The organism is Phenylobacterium sp. (assembly GCF_036264965.1).
Taxonomy (GTDB): Bacteria; Pseudomonadota; Alphaproteobacteria; order Caulobacterales; family Caulobacteraceae; genus Phenylobacterium.
The window spans coordinates 1-16,916 of record NZ_DATAPY010000160.1; the positions used below are offsets into that span (position 1 = coordinate 1).

Here is a 16,916-nt window from a genome sequence, read left to right on the forward strand (position 1 = left end):
CGCCTGAGCGTCGGCGGTGAGCGTGTTGGTCATCGACTGGACGGTGATCGGCGCATCGCCGCCGACCTCCACATTCCCCACCCGGATCTTGCGGCTCTTACGGCGCTGGATCGCGCGCCAAGGGCGGACCGAAGTGTGGTCTTTTGCGATCTGCACTTGCATGATGGCCCATCGTAACCAGCTAATCCCTCAGATGGTAAGTCGCGCGGCGATGTAAACCCGCAGGCCGACGAACCTAAAAAACAGGCGGCTCACAGACGATCGCCCTTGGGGAATCGGATGGCGGGCCCATTTGGGTAGAACGCCCCGAAGGCGGGCAGCGGAGGCGCCGATGAGAGTGATCCTGGCCCAGCCGCGCGGCTTTTGCGCGGGCGTCGTCCGGGCCATCGACATCGTCGAGCGCTCGATCGAGAAGTTCGGCGCGCCGGTCTATGTGCGCCACGAGATCGTGCACAATCGGACCGTCGTCCGCAGCCTGGAGTCCAAGGGCGCCCGTTTCGTCGACGAGCTCGATGAAGTCCCGGAGGGCGCCGTCACGATCTTCAGCGCCCACGGGGTGGCCCAATCGGTCATCGATGAAGCGCGGAACCGCGGGCTTCCGGTGCTCGACGCCACGTGCCCCCTGGTCTCCAAGGTGCATGCCCAGAGCCGCCGCTATGTCGCCCAGGGGCGCACCCTGATCCTGATCGGCCATGCGGGCCACCCAGAGGTGGAAGGGACCCTCGGCCAGGTGGATGCGCCTGTGCACCTGGTCTCGACGGTCCAGGAGGTCGCTCTCCTCGATCTGCCCCCGGACACCCCGAGCGCCTACGTGACCCAGACGACCTTGAGCGTGGACGAGACCCGCGACGTGATCGCGGCCCTCAAGGCCCGGTTCAGCGACCTGGTGGGACCCAACACCTCCGACATCTGCTATGCGACGCAACACCGTCAGTCGGCCGTCCGCGATCTGTGCGGCGCCGTCGACGTCCTGTTGGTGGTGGGCGCGGCCAACAGCTCGAATTCCAACCGGTTGCGTGAGATCGGGGTCGAGGAAGGCGTGCCGAGCTATCTGATCGCCGACGCCCAGGCGCTGGACCTCGACTGGGTGCGCGGCGTCCGGGTCGTGGGCCTGACCGCGGGGGCGTCCGCGCCCGAGGAACTGGTCCTGGACGTGATCGCCGCCCTGCGCCAGATCGAGCCTGTCGAGGTCACGCAGATGAATGGCGTCGAAGAGAATATTGTGTTCCGCCTGCCCCCCGAGCTGCGCCACGCCGAAGGCGAGCTTGATGAGGTCGAGGCCTAGCGAGAAGGAAGCGTTGCGTGGGAATTCCGTTCGGTCAGGCCGCCCGGATTGGGGCCTATGTCGTGAAACAGCACCTGATGGGGCGCAAGCGCTACCCTCTGGTGCTCATGCTGGAGCCCCTGTTCCGCTGCAACCTGGCGTGCGCCGGCTGCGGCAAGATCGACTACCCCAATGAGATCCTGAACCAGCGGCTGAGCTACGAGGATTGCATGGCCGCGATCGACGAATGCGGCGCGCCCGCCGTCTCGATCGCCGGCGGCGAGCCCTTGTTGCACCGGGATATGCCGCGGATCGTCGAGGGCTTCGTCCAGCGCAAGAAGTTCGTGATCCTCTGCACCAACGCGGTGCTGATGGCCAAGAAGATCGACCAGTACAAGCCCTCGCCATTCCTCTCCTGGTCGATCCACCTCGACGGCGACCAGGTGATGCATGACAAGTCGGTGTGCCAGACGGGCGTCTACGACAAGGCCGTGGAAGCGATAAAGCTGGCCAAGGCCAAGGGCTTCCGTGTGCAGATCAATTGCACGCTCTTTGACGGCGCCGATCCCGAGCGGGTGGCGGCCTTCTTCGACGAGATGACCGCCATGGGGCTCGACGGCATCACCGTCTCGCCGGGCTACTCCTACGAGCGCGCGCCCGACCAGGAGCATTTCCTCAACCGCACCAAGACCAAGACGCTGTTCCGGGAGATCTTCAAGCGCGGCAAGAACGGCCGCGCCTGGTCGTTCACCCAGTCGGACCTGTTCCTCGACTTCTTGGCGGGGAACCAGACCTTCGAGTGCACGCCCTGGAGCATGCCGGCGCGGACGGTCTTCGGCTGGCAGAAGCCCTGCTACCTGCTGGGCGAAGGCTACGTGAAGACCTTCAAGGAGCTGATGGACGAGACCGAGTGGCAGAAGTACGGCGTCGGCAACTACGAGAAGTGCGCCAACTGCATGGTCCACTGCGGCTTCGAGGGCACGGCGGTGCGGGAATCGGTGACCAACCCGCTCAAGCTGATGAAGGTCGCGATCGGCGGCATCAAGACCGAGGGCAAGATGGCGCCGGAGATCCCGCTCGATAAGCAGCGGTCGGCGGACTACGTCTTCTCAGCCCACGTGGAGCGGAAGCTCGACGAGATCCGGCAGGCCAATCCGCGGGCCAAGAAGACGGCGCCCGTCGGCTAGGGCGCGGAAGGCGCGGCCTGCGTCGCGGCCGGCGCGCAGCAGGGCGGGCAGCTGGCGCGGGTTGCGCGCAAGGTCGCGGAGCACCGCGCCCAGGGCCATGCCGCCGTCGGGCTTCATTCCGACCAGAACCGCCGGCGGCAGGTCCTTTTCGGCGCCGTCCGACACCACCCGGACCGCAGCAAAGGGCGCCTGCAGGCGCGCGGCGGCCCGCGCGGCGATGTGGGATTCCATGTCGACCGCCACGGCGCCCCAGCGGCGATGGGCGGCCTGTTTGTCGGCGGCCGTGACCAGCATCCGGTCGGATCCCAGGATCGGTCCGTGGCTCCGCGGCGCAAGGCGGCCGAGGATCTCATCGGTCCAGAGCGGATCGGTGGGGTAGTCGCCGGCCTCGGACACCACAGCTGTGGCCACCACCCAGTCCCCTGGGGACAGCTCGGGGTCCAGCGCGCCGGCGAGCCCGATGCTGACCACGCCCTCGGCGGCGAGTTCCCCCGCCAGCGCCGTCTCCAACGCCCCTGGGAGGCCGCCGCTCACCATGAGCTTCAAGCCCGGGCCTCGGAGGATCGCGGCTTCCCGCTGCAGGCCTGTGACCGCCAGGATCATCACATGCCGAAGCCGACCTGCCGGGCATTGGCCTGGGTCAGGTTGCGGTAGCGGGCCAGCGCCCAGAGTGGGAAGAACTTCGAATAGCCGTGGTAGCGCAGGTAGAAGACCCGCGGGAACCCGCCGCCGGTATAGCCGGGCTCCGGCCAGAAGCCCTCGTCGTCCTCCACCCGCATCAGCCAGGCCACGCCCCGCGCCACGGCCGGGTGGTCGATGAGGCCGGCGGCCATCAAGCCCATCAAGGCCCAGGCGGTCTGGGAGGCGGCGGACGGGGCGGGCTGATGGCCCCTGTAGTCCAGGCTGTAGCTCTCGCAGTCCTCGCCCCAGCCGCCATCGGCGTTCTGGATGGCGACCAGCCAGTCGGCGGCGCGGCGCACCAGTGCGTCTTCAGCGGTCAGGCCCACGGCGTTCAGGGCGCAGAGCACTGACCAGGTCCCGTAGATGTAGTTGACGCCCCAGCGGCCGAACCAGCTGCCATCCGGCATCTGCGACTTCGCCAGGAAATCGAGGCCGGCCTTCACCTGCGGGTCACCGCGGTCCTTGCCGAGCTGGGCCAGCATGCTGACGCAGCGGGCGGTCACGTCGTCAGTCGGCGGATCGAGCAGGGCGCCATGGTCGGCGAAGGGGATGTTGTTCAGGTAGTGGAAGCTGTTGTCGGCGTCGAAGGCGCCCCAGCCGCCGTCGCGGCTCTGCAGGCCTTCGACCCATTCGGTCCCGCGTGCGATGGCCCGCTCGAACCGCTCGCCTGAGCGCGGTCTGGCGCGATCCATGGCCATCACCACCACCGCGGTGTCGTCGAGGTCCGGATAGTGGGCGTTGTTGTACTGGAAGGCCCAGCCGCCGGGGCGCACGTCGGGCCGTTGCTGGGCCCAGTCGCCCTTCACGTCGAGCACCTGGCGCGGGATCAGCCAGTCGAGGCCTCGGGCGGCGGCGACTTCGCCCGCCTCGCCGCCCAGCTCCAGCAGGGTGTGGCAGGTCAAAGCCGTGTCCCAGACCGGCGAGACGCAGGGCTGGCAGTAGACCTCGTCGTCCTTGACCACCAGGAGGCGCTCGACCGACTCCCGCGCCGCGGCGCGGTCGGGATGCTCCGGGCCGTAGCCCAGGGTGTCGTACATCATCACGCTGTTGGCCATGGCGGGGTAGATGGCGCCCAGGCCATCGACGCCGTTCAACCGCTCGGTCACGAAGTCGACGCAGGCCTGGGTCGCGCGCGCCCGCAGCCGCTTCGGCCAGAGGCCCTCGACCGCCTTCAGCACTGCATCCAGGGCGTTGAAGCCGACGGTCCAGACCCGCTTGGTCGCCGCGGCCTTGGAGGCGGGCTTGATGTCGGCCGCGCCCTCGTAGAGCTCGGCGACGCCGATCCCGCGCGGGTTGCGGGCCACCGGCTTGCGGACCTGGAGCACCAGGAGCGGCACGATCACCGTTCGCGCCCAGTAGGACATCTTGGACAAGTGGATCGGGAACCAGCGCGGCAGCAGGATCAGCTCGATGGGCATGGTGGGGATGCGCGCCCACGACATCTGGCCGAACAGGGCGAGCTGGATGCGGGTGAAGACATTGGCCGCGTTGGGCCCGCCGTGCGCCCGGATGGCGGCTCGGGCCTGGGCCATGTGCGGGCGGTCCGGATCGTCACCGATCATCTTCAGGGCGTAGTAGGCCTTGATGCTGGCGCTGACGTCGAAGGGTCCGCCGTGGACCAGGGACCAGCCGTGATGGTCGGCCTGGATGCGGCGCAGGTAGACGCCGATCTTGCGCTCCAGTTCCAGGTCGGCCGGCTCGCCGAGGAACTGACGCAGCAGGATGTATTCCGCCGGGATGGTGGCGTCGGCCTCCAGTTCGAAGACCCAGTGACCGTCCGGCCCCTGCCGCCTGAGCAGGGCGTCCGAGGCGCGCTGGATGCGCCGGTCGAGCTGCGCATCGTCGAGGGACAGGGCGCCGACGGTGTTCACGCGAAGGCCTCCTGGACGAGGCCAGCCGCGCGGGCGCCCGAACGCAGGGCGCCCTCGATGGTCGCGGGCAGTCCGGTCGCCGTCCAGTCTCCGGCCAGCACGAGGTTCGTGTAGGCCGTTCGGGCCGCCGGCCGGCGGGCCTGCTGGTCCGCGGTGGCGAGGAAGGTCGCGCGCCGCTCCTTGATGATCTGCCAGGGCGGCAGGTCGGGGCCGAGGTCCAGGGCGAGGCTCACGTCGGCCCAGAATTGTCGGGCAAGGTCCTCCCGCCCGGTGGACATCAGCCGGTTGGCGCCGCTGACGGTCACCGAAATGCGGTCTTCGAAGCAGAAGATCCATTCCACCGTGCCGTTCAGGACCCCGATGATCCGGGCCGAGCCGTCCCCCGTCCGGACCCGGAAGTGGCCGTTGACGATCCCTTCGAAGCGCTCGGGCGTGGTCAGCTGCGGCGCCAGGTCCTTGGCCACCCAGGGCGGCACGGCCAGGATGATGCGGTCCCGGGCGGCGACCTCCACAAGGCCATCGGAGAACTCCAGGCCCGTCACGCGCTCGCCGTCCGTGCGCAGCTTGAGGAGCCGCCGCTGCAGCCGCAAGGTCCCGCCGCGGGCTTCGAGATAGTCGAGGGCGGGATTGACGAAGGTCGCCGAAAGGCCGGGCGAGGGTACGCGGGGCGCATAGGCCGCTCCTCCCCGCGCGAGGGTTTCGCGGATCACCTGGGCGGCAAGTTCCGCCGCCGCCGACTCCGGCTCGGCGTTCAGCGCCGCCAGCAGAAAGGGGCGCATGAGCCGCTCCCAGACCGGGCCCTGGCAGCGGACGGCTTCGTCGACCCGCTGGCCGGGCTTGGCCCGCAGCAGTCCCGCCATGGCGAGGAAGTCCGTGAATTTGGCGCCGGGAACGCCGCGGCTGGGGCTCAGAATCCACCAGGGGACCGCTCCGGCGTTGGGGCGGACGGTCCAGGCGCGCTGGGTCGCCAGGTCGACGAACGGGAACTGGGTCTCGACGGGGCCGGTCAGCCGGTCCGAAGCTCCGATCCGCGCCAGGTACTCGTGCACCGCCTGATTGCCCGACAGCACCAGGTGGTTGCCGTTGTCGATCACCAGGCCGATCTGAGGGTCGAAGTAGGAGCGGCAGCGACCGCCGGCCTGGGCGGCGGCCTCAGAAAGCTCCACGGCCACCCCGCGCGCGGCAAGCGCCGTCGCGGCGCCCAGGCCGGCCAGGCCCGCGCCGACCACATGCGCCTTCATCCGAAGAGGCCCTCGCGGGCGAGGAGCCAGAGCAGGGCCGCCTTGTTCACCCGCACGCGGCGGCGCGGCGGCGCCCAGCCCCGGCGGAGCAAGCCTTTCAGCACCCCTCCATATGCGGCCGCCATCAGGCGCGGCGCGGCAAGCCGGCCGGGCGGCCGCGCGGCAAGCACCTCGCGGGCGCTGGCATAGTGGGCTTCAGCCACGTCGGCGAGCGTGCGGCATGCGCCTTCCAGATGCGGATCGGCGACCGCGGCGGCAGGGTCGCGGCTGGCGACGCCGGCCTCGGCGAGCAGTTCGTCCGGCAGGTACAGCCGGCCCATGTCGGCGTCCTCGTCCACGTCGCGCAGGATGTTGGTCAGCTGCAGGGCCCGGCCCAGGTGGTGAGCCAGCTCCCGCCCCGGCGCATCCTCCATGCCGAAGATCTTCACCGACAGGCGCCCCACCGCCGAGGCCACCCGGTCGCAATAGAGGTCCAGGGTCGCCATGGACGGACCGCGCAGGCCTTCGAGGTCCATCTGCATCCCGTCGATCACCGCCTGGAAATCGGCTTCCTCCAGGCCATAGCGCGCCACCGGTTCGGCCAGCATCGCCGCCGGGCCGGTGTCGCCGTCGGCGTAGAGCGCGCGCACATGTCCGCGCCAGGCGTCGAGGGCCACCCGTTGCTCGGCGATCGGCAGGACCTGCTCGTCGGCGATGTCGTCGACGATCCGGCAGAAGCCGTAGACGGCGTACATGGCCTCCCGCTCCGCCTTGGGCAGCACCCGCATCCCCGCGGCGAACGAACTGCCGGAGGCGGCCTGGGCGTTGGCGGCGGCTTGGGGATCGGGACGTGTGGCGGTCAGCGTCATGCCGGCGACTCCGCGTTCGTGCCGCTGCGCGGGGTGGCCCGAGACACCGGCCAGGCGGCGCGGAGGAGGGCCGAGCCGGCGAGGCCAATGAGCTCCAATTTGTGATGATGCACCCGCTCCGCCAGGGGGTCACGCACGATCAGCCGCTGGGTCAGGTCCTCGGCCAGCCGCTGGATCACCGCGATCTCCAGGCGCAGGCGGTGGTCGCGCACCTGGTCGGCGAGCGGACGGCTGCGCCGCAGCAGCTCCGCGGTGCGTTGCGCCAGGGCGACGATCGCCGCGCGCAGCGCCGGCGACGCGCGCGGCGCGGCCAGCGCGGTGACGTGGGCGCCGGCATCCTTCAGCTCGGCGAACGGGAGATACACGCGGTTCAGGCGTCGGTAGTCCTCGCCGCAGTCCTGCAGGTGGTTGATCACCTGCAAGGCGGCGCACAGGGCGTCGGAGGCGGCCCAGGTTTCCGCCGGCTCCCCGTGGATCTCCAGCACCATCCGCCCGACCGGCGCCGCCGAATAGCGGCAGTAGCCCATCAGGGCGTTCCAGGTGGAATAGCGGGCGGTCTCGGCATCCTGTCGGAAGGCCACGAGGAGATCGAGGGCGTGGGTCGCCGGCAGGCCCCGCTCGGCCAGCACCTGGCGCAGGGCGACGGCCACGGGCTCGGCGTCCGCTTCGCCCACGAGGGTGGCGCGCAGCGCCTCCAGACGATCCAGTTTCTCGCCGGCCGGCAGGGTCTCGTGGTCGGCGATGTCGTCGGCCGTGCGGGCGAACTCATAGAAGGCCAGGATCGCGGGCCGGTGCCGCGCGGCGATCAGATGCGAGGCGACGGGGAAGTTCTCATCGCCGGCCGATTTGCCGGACCGGAGGTCTGCCGTGGCGGTCATGACGCGCGCGCCAGGGCCTGGGCGCGGCCCTTCCACTGCCCGCCGCGTCCGCGCCACACATCGATCGCCGAGCGCAGGGTGAAGGCGCCGTAGAGCGCAGCGATCAGCGGCAGGACGATCCCCCAGAGCGGCGAGCGGCGGTAGGCGCGTAGCATCGGCTGGAAGGCGAGCGCCATGGCGGCCCAGGCCGCCAGACCGGCCCACCGCGCCAGGCCGTCGCCGAACAGCGTCAGCGCCGGCGGCGCGAGGTAGGTGAGGCCCAGGCCCAGGACCGTCCCCGCGAGCTTGAGCGGCGAATAGTCCAGCTGGGCATAGGCGGAGCGGGCGATCATCTGGCCGATGACACCGACGCTGGCATAGGGGCGAAGGCTTCGGGCCCGGCGGGTCAGGCCCAGCCAGATGGGGCCTTGGCGCTTGAGGTTCGCCGCCAGGGCGCAGTCGTCGATCACGGCCGTGCGGATGGCCGCAACGCCGCCCGACCGCGCCAGCGCCTCGCGCTGCGCCAGCATGCAGCCGCCGGCGGCTCCGGCCAGCCGATGCGCCGGCCGGTTCACCCAGCGGAACGGGTAGACCATCTGGAAGAACAGCACGAAGGCCGGGATCAGCAGACGCTCGGCGAAGGTCTCGCAATGCAGGTCCGCCATGAGGGAGGCGAGGGTGAGGTCCCCGGCCTCCGCGCGGCTCACCAGCCGCCGCAGGTTGTCGGGATCGTGGGCGATGTCGGCGTCGGTGAGCCAGAGGTACTTCGGCGCATCGCCCGCCGCGGCGATGCCCTGCGACATGGCCCACAGCTTGCCGGTCCAGCCGGCGGCGAGCGGCTGACCGCGAAGCACTGTCAGACGCCGCGCATCCGCCGCGCCGGCGAGGGCCGTGGCGGCTGCGGCGGTCCCGTCGGCGCTGTCGTCATCCACCACGATGATCTCGAAAGGCCCGGGATAGTCCTGCGCCAGGAGGCTGCCCACCGAGCGGGCGATGACGTCGGCCTCATTGCGCGCCGGCACGACCGCGGTGACCGCCGGCCAGACGGCTGGGGCGGGCGGCGTCTCGGCGTCGGTCTGGTCGGCGCGCCAGAAGCCGCCGCGAGCCAGCAGCAGATAGGTCCAGACACCCAGGGTCAGCAGGCCGAGCGTGGCGGCGATCATCGCAGGTATCCCGCGGCGCGGAACCATTCCAGGGCGTCCCGGATCGCCTCCTCATGAGGCCGCGCTGTGTAGCCGAGTTCGGCCCGCGCCTTTTGTGAGGTGAAATACATGTGCTGGCGCGCCATCTTCAACGCGTCGCGGGTGAGGAAGGGTTCGCGGCCGGTGACGCGGCCGGCCAGCTCCGCCAGCTCCGCCAGGGGCCAGAGCGGGCCGAGCGGCAGCTTCACGGCCGGCGGACGACGTCCGGCCAGCTGGGCGATCTCGGCCAACATCTGCTGCAGGGCGATGTCCTGGCCGCCCAGGATGTAGCGCTCGCCGATCCGGCCGCGGTCCAGGGCCAGCAGATGGCCCTGGGCGACATCGTCGACGTGGACAAGGTTCAGGCCGGTGTCGACGAAGGCCGGCATCCGCCCGGTCGCGGCCTCCACCAGGATGCGCCCGGTGGGCGTGGGCCGCACGTCCCTGGGCCCCACGGGGGTCGACGGATTGACGATCACCGCCGGCAGGCCGCGGTCGGACACCAGCCGACAGACCAGGGCCTCGGCGGCGACCTTGCTGCGCTTATAGGCGCCGACGGCCTCGCCTTCCGAAAGGGGCTGGGTCTCGTCCGCCGGCGACCGGTCGGGGCGGAGCCGAAGGGTGGCGACGCTCGAGGTATAGACCACCCGCTCGACGCCGCTGGCCAGGGCCGCCTCCATGGCGCTGCGGGCGCCGTCGAGGTTGTTGCGGACGATCTCCTCCGGCTTGGGCGCCCACAGCCGATAGTCCGCCGCCACGTGGAAGAAATACCGGATCCCGTGCAGCGCGGCGGCCATGCCGGCCGGGTCGCGCACGTCGCCTTCGACCACTTCGGCGTCCAGGCCCGCGAGGTTGATCTTCGGGCTGGAGCTGCGCACGAGCACGCGCAGGCGCGCGCCCCGCGCCGCCAGGGCGTGGGCGACCGCCGAGCCTACGAAGCCGGACGCGCCAGTGACCAGGACCGGCGTGCCGCGCAGCGACAGGAGCGCCGCGCCGCCGCCGCCGCCGCCAAGCCGCGTCCTTCCTCTGGCCAGCGTCATGAGGGCGGCTGGTCCGGGGCCTGCGCCTTCGGGGCGTCCGGCGTGGCCTCGCGCTGCGGCGGCGTCGCGGCTTCATCCGACGGCGGGGACGTTGGCCCGGCGGGCGGCGGGGAATTCGGCGGACGGTCAGTCGGAGAAGCCGGCTTGGCCGGGGCCGCCTCAGGCGAATCCAGGTCCGGCAAGGCGCCGATGTCCGTGGTCTTGCCGGTGATTTCCGCCTGGCGGTTCTGCAGGAAGTAGGAGCGGAGGGTCGCGTAGGGATCGGTGGAGGTCTCGCGGATGGTCGCCAGGTCCCGCTCGCCATCGAGGCGCTCGCCCAATCCCTGGATGACCGCGACGCCGACGTCGATCTCGGTCTTGCTGCGGTAACGAACGTAGGTGAGGGGATTGAGCCCGATGTCCGCGATGGACCCGAACGCATCGCGGAACGTGGTCGGACCGACCAGCGGGATGAATAGATAAGGGCCGGGCCCCGCGCCCCAGCGGCCCAGTGTCGTGCCGAAGCTGTTGTCGTGGTGCGGCAGATGGTTCTTCTTGGCGACGTCCAGCAGACCGCCCACGCCAAAAGTGGTGTTGACCACGATCCGCACCACCGTCCCGGCGGCCTGCGCCACGCGCCCCTGCAGCAGGTCGTTGACCACCACGACCGGCTCGCCAAGGTTACGGCCGAAATTGCGTAGTGCGCGTCGCAGCGGTGAGGGCGCGGCCCCGAACGAGTGGGCGATCGGCCCCAACAGGTGGCGGTCGAGGGCTTCCTCCATCCCAAAGAAGCGCCGGTTCATGCTCTCCAGCGGATCGCTGGGATCGGCGGCGCGGCAGGGCGTGGCGAGGAAGGCGGCGGCGATCAGGGGAAGGGCCAGCGGCAGGCGCGAAGAACTCGACTGCATCGCTTCACTTCCCTGTCTAAAGGGGCTGAGAATGGGTGACTGTTCCACCATATAGGACCCTGAAACGGGATGCGAAGTACACGCACGTGTCATTTTTGCTGACGCTGATCGGTTGGGGGCTCGCGGGCCTGGCCCTGGCGGGCTGCGCCTATCAGCTGCTGGCCGTGCGTCTGCTGCGCCGGATGCTGGCCCCGCCGCCGCCGCGGAATCCGGAAGTCTGGCCGGGGGTCACCGTCCTGAAGCCTCTGCACGGCGCCGAACCCGGCCTAGAGGCCGCGCTCGCAAGCCTGCTGACCCAGGATTATCCGGGGCCCGTGCAGGTGGTGTTCGGGCTCCAGAATCCCACCGACCCTGCCCAGGCGGTAGTCGGGACGCTGCGGCGCGCGCACCCCGCCGCCGACGTCGCCCTGGCGGTGGACGCCACCGACCACGGCGCCAACCGCAAGGTCTCCAACCTGATCAACATGGCCCGACAGGCCCGCCACGATGTGCTGATCGTGGCGGACAGCGACATCGTCGTGGGGCCCGGCTATCTGCGCGGCGTGGTGGCCGCTCTGGACGATCCGCAGGTCGGGGTCGTCACCTGCCCCTACCGCGGCTTGCCCGCGCGGGGACTGTGGTCACGCCTGGCGGCGATGGGGATCAGCTACCAGTTCCTGCCCAGCGTCGCCGTCGGGGTGGGGCTGAAGATGGCCCACCCCTGCATGGGCTCGACGGTTGCCCTGCGCCGCGAGACGCTGGAGCGGATCGGCGGATTCGCGGCTTTCGCCGATCAGCTGGCGGACGATTACGCCATCGGCGCGGCGGTGCGGGCGACCGGCCTGCGCAGCGTCGTGGCGCCGGTGCTGGTGGACCACCTTTGCACCGAAAATAGCCTCCTTGAGCTGGCGCAGCACGAGCTGCGCTGGGCGCGCACGGTCCGCGGCGTCGACCCCGCCGGCTTCGCAGGCAGCGCTGTGACCTACCCCACGCCGCTCGCGGCCCTGGCCACAATCTTCACCGGCGCCGCCCCGATAGGGTTGGCGGCGCTGGCGATCGCGCTTATTTGCCGGTTCTGGTTGCAGCGCGACGTCGATCGATTGGCGGGTGCGCGGACGGGGCCGTGGTGGTTGACGCCGCTGCGCGATGGTCTTTCGTTCGCCGTCTTCCTGACGTCATTCTTCGTCCGGGCGGTGGATTGGCGTGGCGCGCGGTTTCGGGTCGACGCTCAAGGGACCCTGGAGCGGATAGAGGAACCTTCATGATGCGTAGTCTCTTCCTGCAGGCGCCGTCCTTCGACGGCTACGACGGCGGGGCCGGCGCGCGCTATCAGATGAAGCGCGAGGTGAAGTCGTTCTGGTTCCCCACCTGGCTGGCTCAGGCGGCCGCCATGGTCCCGGGCTCCAAGCTGATCGACGCCCCGCCGCACAAGACCTCGTTCAAGGACATCGAGGAGGACGTGAAGAGCCACGAGCTGATCGTCATCCACACCTCGACGCCCTCGTTCAAGTCGGATTGCCGCACGGTGCGGATGATCCGCGAATTGAACCCGACGGCCAAGATCGGGTTCGTCGGCGCCAAGGTGGCCGTCGAACCGAGGGAGAGCCTGGAGGCCTGCCCGGAGCTCGATTTTGTCGCCCGCAACGAATATGAATTCGCCATCCAGGAGCTGGCCGAGGGCCGCGAGTGGAAGACCATCCGCGGCATCACCTGGCGCAACGCCGAGGGCGCGCTGGTCTCCAATCCCGAGCGCGAGATCCTGATGGACATGGATCAGTTGCCCTCGGTCCTGCCGCTCTACAAGCAGCTGAAGGTCGAGAACTATTTCGGCGGCTATCTGCTGCACCCCTACATGAGCTGGTACACTGGCCGCGGCTGCAAATCGCACTGCACCTTCTGCCTGTGGCCCCAGACCATCGGCGGCCACAAATACCGCTATCAGTCCATCGATCGCGTGGTGGAGGACGTGAAATACGTCCAGCGGGAATTCCCGCAGGTGCGCGAGATCTTCTTCGACGACGACACCCTCACCGACGACCACGCCCGGGTGGAGGAGCTGGCACGCGCGCTCGGCCCGCTGGGCGTCGTCTGGTCCTGCAACGCCAAGGCCAATGTGCCGCGCAAGACCCTGGAGGTCCTGAAGGCCAACGGCCTGCGCCTGCTGTTGGTGGGCTACGAGTCCGGCAACCAGAAGATCCTGCACAACATCAAGAAGGGCATCCTGGTCGACGTCGCCCGGCGCTTCGCCAAGGACTGCCACGAGCTCGGCATCATCGTGCACGGCACCTTCATCCTGGGCCTGCCCGGCGAGACCCGCGAGACGATCCAGGAGACCCTGGCCTTCGCCAAGGAGGTGAACCCGCGCACCCTGCAGGTGTCGCTGGCCGCGCCCTATCCGGGCACCTTCCTCTACAACCAGGCCAAGGAGAACGGCTGGTTCGCGTCGGATATCGACCTGCTGACCGACGACGGCACCCAGATTGCGCCGCTGGACTATCCGCACCTCAGCCACACGGAAATCTTCAATTCGGTCGAGGACTTCTACAAGAAGTTCTACTTCCGCCCGTCGAAGATCGCCGAGATCGTGGGCGAGATGCTGACCTCGCGCGACATGCTGGTCCGCCGGCTTCGGGAAGGCGTTGAGTTCTTCCAATTCCTGCGCACCCGCGAAGACATGATCGTCTCCTGAACGCTCCGGCCTCCCACCTGCGGCGGCTGATCATCACCGCCGACGACTTCGGCGCGGCGGCGCAGGTCAATGAGGCGGTTGAGGTCGGCCATCGCGAGGGCGTCCTGACGTCGGCGAGCCTGATGGTGGCCGGCCCAGGTTGCGCCGACGCCGTGGCGCGCGCCAAGCGCCTGCCGAAGCTGCGCGTGGGCCTGCATCTGGTGTTGGTGGAGGGCCGCCCGGCTCTGCCGCCGGCTGAGCTGCCGGACCTGGTGACTGGCGAGGGCTTCTTCCGCACCGACATGGCCGTGATGGGCGCCGAGATCTTCCTCCGGCCGAAGGTCCGCCGCCAGCTTGCCGCCGAGATCGAAGCGCAGTTCGAGGCCTTTGCCCGCACTGGCCTCGCCCTGGACCACGTCAACACCCACAAGCACTACCACCTGCATCCGACCATTGCGGGGCTGATGCTGAGGATCGGCCGACGACACGGCATGGCCGCCAGCCGCGCGCCCATCGAGCCGCATGCCATACTGGCCGCCGTCGAGCCGGCGGCGGCCCTGCCGCCGAGCTATCTGACGGAGCCCTGGGCCCGGATGGTGCGGGCGCGCTACCGCCGGGCGGGCGTCGCTGTGGCCGACCAGGTGTTCGGCCTGGCCTGGTCCGGCGCGATGACGCAGGATCGGGTCGCCGGCATCGTGCGCAACCTGCCCGAGGGGCTCAGCGAGCTCTACCTGCATCCGGCGACCGCGGACGGTTTCGAGGGCGCGGCCGAGGGCTATGACTACGCCGGCGAGCTGGCGGCCCTGGTGGCGCCGGACACCCGGGCCGCGATCACCGAGCGCGGCGCGAGGCTCGGCGGCTTTTCCGAATTTCTCTGAACGCCCGGCGGTTTTCGCGGCCGCGCGAGCTTCCTACATGGCTGTCGAGCTCGATGGCTGACGTGGAAAGGAGCGCCCGTGACCGCCAGCACCTTTGCCGATTTTCCCAACGTGGAGGTCGACCTCCCCGCGCCCGAAGACCCGATCCGGCTGGGGAGCGAGGCGCACAAGGCGCTGTTCTGCGACGCCCTGCTGCGCACCCACGACCCCTACAAGCCCGCGGTCATCGACTGGCCCAAGCTCGACGAGGCGACCCGGGCGCGCATCGTCTCCCTGCCCATCTGGGACATCGCCGTACAGACCGAGGAGAAGGCCGGGTGGAACGTGCGCACCTACGGCGAGGTGGTCTCCGACCCCCTGCTGAAGGCCGCGGTCGCCATGGACGCCTTCGAGGAGAGCCGGCACAAACTGGTGCTGGCGAACATGGTCGAGGCCTACGGCATCAAGCTCGATCCGGAGCCCCTCTACCGCCGCCCGAAGGATCCGGAATGGGCCTTCATGGTCACCGGCTATTCGGAGTGCATCGACAGCTTCTTCGGCTTCGGCCTGTTCGAGATCGCCCGCCGCTCCGGCTTCTTCCCGACCGAGCTGGTGGACACCTTCGAGCCGGTGATGCGCGAGGAGGGCCGGCATATCCTGTTCTTCGTCAATTGGGTGGCCTGGTGGCGGCGCAACATGCCGTTCTGGCGCCGGCCCTGGTTCGAGCTGAAGGTGCTGGCGGTGTGGCTGTTCCTCATCGCCGAGCGGATCGGCGTCGCCGGCGACATGGAGAAGTCCGACAAGGCCCAGGACAACAACTTCACCCTGAACGGCTCCAAGGAGCTGGGCGTGGAGATCAGCTTTCCAGAGCTGGCCCGCGTGTGCCTTCAGGAGAACGAGCGCCGCCTGGCGCCCTACGATGGGCGCTTGATCCGGCCGGTGTTCGTCCCCAACATGATCCGGTTCGCGCTGCGATTCATGAAGGCGGCGCCGGCAGCGGCCTGACGCCTCGGGGACCGCCGGAGGTGGGAGCGTCTTGAGCAAGGTCACTCGTGGCGGGGTTTTTGCGGCCCTGATCGTGGGCGTGGCCCTTCTCACGCTTGTAGTGGCCACTGTTGGCTACCGGTCGGTTCTGGCGGCGATCGAGCGGGCGGGGCTCGCCGGCTTCGCCGCCTACACGCTCTATTGGCCGCTGGTGATCCTGGTGCTGGGCGGGGCCTGGTTCGCGGTCGCGCCAGGGTTGGGACCGAAGGGCCTTGGGATCCTGGTGTGGGCCAGGCTGCTGCGTGAGGCGGGTTCCGACATCCTGCCCTTCGCCCAGGTCAGCGGCTTCCTGCTGGGCGCCCGCGTGGCCCGGACCGAGGGCGTTCCCGAGGACCTGGTCGTCGCCTCGACCATCGCTGACGTCACCGCCGAGCTGAGCGCCCAGGTGCTCTACACCGTGCTGGGGATGGCCCTGCTGGTGTTTCAGCTCCACGGCGGACCGCATGGCGCGTCGCTGGTCTGGCCGATGGCGGGCGCCCTGGGGTTCCTGGTCTTCGCCGCTTGCGCCTTCGGCTTGGTGCAGGGGCGCGGCGTGACCTGGCTGGGCGGTCTGGCGCAGCGCTGGTGGCCGGATTCGGTCGGCCGCGCCGACGCGGTGCGCGCGGCGCTGGACGCCATATACCGCCGGCCTCTGCGCCTCCTGGCGGCCCTGACGCTGCACAGTCTGGGCTGGGTCGGCAGCGGTCTGGGGTCCTGGATCGCGCTGCAATTCATGGACGCCCACGCGCCGCTGTGGGCGGTGCTGGCGGTGGAAAGCCTGATGTACGCCGCGCGCGGGGTGGCGTTCATCCTGCCGGGCGGCCTCGGCGTCCAGGAAGGCGCCTATGTGCTGCTGGCGCCTCTGTTCGGCCTGCAGCCCAGCGACCTGCTGGCGGTCTCGCTCCTGCGGCGCGCCCGCGATCTGGTGGTGGGCGTGCCGACGCTGCTGATCTGGCAGGCGCGGGAGGGCCGCAGTCTGCTGGCGCGCCCGGGCAAGTCCGACGCCTAGGGTGAAAACTCAATTATAGCTGAGATATATCAATACCTTGAAAACTCCCGTCATCCCGGACGGCCTGCAAGGCCGAGCCGGGACCCAGGAGCGACCGCACTGCAGAACCCCTGGGTCCCGGCTCTCCGCTTCGCTGCGGCCGGGATGACGGCGTTTGGGGAGCCAATAATTGAGTCACCACCCTAGTACTACTGAGTCACAAAAGGTGGGGGATTCGCGAAGCAGTCCGGCTTGCTATGCTGGTGATTCATCCAGCAGCGGAGCTCAGCGGGCATGGATCCCTGGACCGAGGACAGTGAAGCGGCATTCGCGGCCTATGTCGA

16 protein-coding genes and 1 pseudogene are annotated in these 16,916 nt (G+C 69.7%); 7 read left to right on the forward strand and 10 right to left on the reverse strand.

Going from position 1 to position 16,916, the window contains the following annotated elements:
* Positions 1–150, reverse strand: a 150-nt coding sequence (locus VHS75_RS21125) for a flavodoxin-dependent (E)-4-hydroxy-3-methylbut-2-enyl-diphosphate synthase (protein WP_329640614.1), incomplete at its 3' end; no start/stop codon positions are given.
* Between the two features lie 181 nt (positions 151–331).
* On the opposite strand from VHS75_RS21125, the gene ispH reads away from it, so the two are divergent.
* Both ispH and hpnH read left to right on the forward strand, forming a co-directional pair.
* A complete protein-coding gene (ispH, locus tag VHS75_RS21130) occupies positions 332–1,285 on the forward strand; it encodes a 4-hydroxy-3-methylbut-2-enyl diphosphate reductase (protein WP_329640600.1) in 954 nt (317 codons plus the stop codon).
* Positions 1,286–1,302: 17 nt separating this feature from the next.
* On the forward strand, positions 1,303–2,451 hold the full coding sequence (hpnH, locus tag VHS75_RS21135) for an adenosyl-hopene transferase HpnH (protein ID WP_329640601.1): 1,149 nt from the start codon (positions 1,303–1,305) through the stop codon (positions 2,449–2,451).
* Here hpnH and VHS75_RS21140 read toward each other — a convergent pair.
* Genes VHS75_RS21140 through VHS75_RS21175 form a run of 8 tightly spaced genes read right to left on the reverse strand, consistent with a single transcriptional unit; the run spans position 2,374 to position 11,057 of the window.
* Positions 2,374–3,054 (reverse strand): hypothetical protein, encoded by a 681-nt coding sequence (locus VHS75_RS21140; RefSeq protein ID WP_329640602.1) that lies wholly within the window; start codon positions 3,052–3,054, stop codon positions 2,374–2,376. The two genes, hpnH and VHS75_RS21140, sit on opposite strands and share 78 nt — an antisense overlap.
* Positions 3,054–5,003 (reverse strand): squalene--hopene cyclase, encoded by a 1,950-nt coding sequence (gene shc / locus VHS75_RS21145; protein WP_329640603.1) that lies wholly within the window; start codon positions 5,001–5,003, stop codon positions 3,054–3,056. Before shc ends, VHS75_RS21140 begins: the two co-directional genes overlap by 1 nt.
* A complete protein-coding gene (gene hpnE / locus VHS75_RS21150) occupies positions 5,000–6,244 on the reverse strand; it encodes a hydroxysqualene dehydroxylase HpnE (protein ID WP_329640604.1) in 1,245 nt (414 codons plus the stop codon). The genes shc and hpnE overlap by 4 nt, the downstream gene beginning before the upstream one ends.
* The gene (gene hpnD / locus VHS75_RS21155; RefSeq protein WP_329640605.1) at positions 6,241–7,092 is read right to left on the reverse strand and encodes a presqualene diphosphate synthase HpnD; all 852 of its coding nucleotides are present in this window, start codon (positions 7,090–7,092) and stop codon (positions 6,241–6,243) included. Before hpnD ends, hpnE begins: the two co-directional genes overlap by 4 nt.
* Complete coding sequence (hpnC, locus tag VHS75_RS21160; RefSeq protein WP_329640606.1) at positions 7,089–7,970, reverse strand: squalene synthase HpnC; 882 nt, start codon at positions 7,968–7,970, stop codon at positions 7,089–7,091. The genes hpnD and hpnC overlap by 4 nt, the downstream gene beginning before the upstream one ends.
* Entirely contained in the window at positions 7,967–9,112 is a 1,146-nt protein-coding gene (locus VHS75_RS21165) for a glycosyltransferase (protein ID WP_329640607.1), read from the reverse strand. The genes hpnC and VHS75_RS21165 overlap by 4 nt, the downstream gene beginning before the upstream one ends.
* Positions 9,109–10,170: a hopanoid-associated sugar epimerase gene (gene hpnA / locus VHS75_RS21170; protein WP_329640608.1), complete on the reverse strand. Its 1,062-nt coding sequence runs from the start codon at positions 10,168–10,170 to the stop codon at positions 9,109–9,111. The genes VHS75_RS21165 and hpnA overlap by 4 nt, the downstream gene beginning before the upstream one ends.
* Positions 10,167–11,057, reverse strand: a complete 891-nt coding sequence (locus VHS75_RS21175; RefSeq protein ID WP_329640609.1) for a VacJ family lipoprotein — start codon at positions 11,055–11,057, stop codon at positions 10,167–10,169. Before VHS75_RS21175 ends, hpnA begins: the two co-directional genes overlap by 4 nt.
* 86 nt (positions 11,058–11,143) lie before the next feature.
* Between VHS75_RS21175 and hpnI the strand changes: the two genes are divergently transcribed.
* From hpnI to VHS75_RS21200, 5 genes are all read left to right on the forward strand, one after another.
* Positions 11,144–12,301, forward strand: coding sequence for a bacteriohopanetetrol glucosamine biosynthesis glycosyltransferase HpnI (gene hpnI, locus VHS75_RS21180; protein WP_329640610.1), 1,158 nt, complete (start codon positions 11,144–11,146; stop codon positions 12,299–12,301).
* On the forward strand, positions 12,298–13,725 hold the full coding sequence (gene hpnJ, locus VHS75_RS21185; protein ID WP_329640611.1) for a hopanoid biosynthesis associated radical SAM protein HpnJ: 1,428 nt from the start codon (positions 12,298–12,300) through the stop codon (positions 13,723–13,725). Before hpnI ends, hpnJ begins: the two co-directional genes overlap by 4 nt.
* Positions 13,726–13,757: 32 nt before the next feature.
* The gene (hpnK, locus tag VHS75_RS21190; protein ID WP_329640615.1) at positions 13,758–14,582 is read left to right on the forward strand and encodes a hopanoid biosynthesis-associated protein HpnK; all 825 of its coding nucleotides are present in this window, start codon (positions 13,758–13,760) and stop codon (positions 14,580–14,582) included.
* A gap of 78 nt (positions 14,583–14,660) precedes the next feature.
* On the forward strand, positions 14,661–15,566 hold the full coding sequence (locus tag VHS75_RS21195; protein WP_329640612.1) for a hypothetical protein: 906 nt from the start codon (positions 14,661–14,663) through the stop codon (positions 15,564–15,566).
* 31 nt (positions 15,567–15,597) lie between these two features.
* Positions 15,598–16,593 (forward strand): lysylphosphatidylglycerol synthase domain-containing protein, encoded by a 996-nt coding sequence (locus VHS75_RS21200; protein ID WP_329640613.1) that lies wholly within the window; start codon positions 15,598–15,600, stop codon positions 16,591–16,593.
* A gap of 13 nt (positions 16,594–16,606) precedes the next feature.
* Here VHS75_RS21200 and VHS75_RS23145 read toward each other — a convergent pair.
* Positions 16,607–16,740, reverse strand: a pseudogene (locus tag VHS75_RS23145) (hypothetical protein); the annotation flags it as partial.
* Positions 16,741–16,916 lie beyond the last annotated feature (176 nt).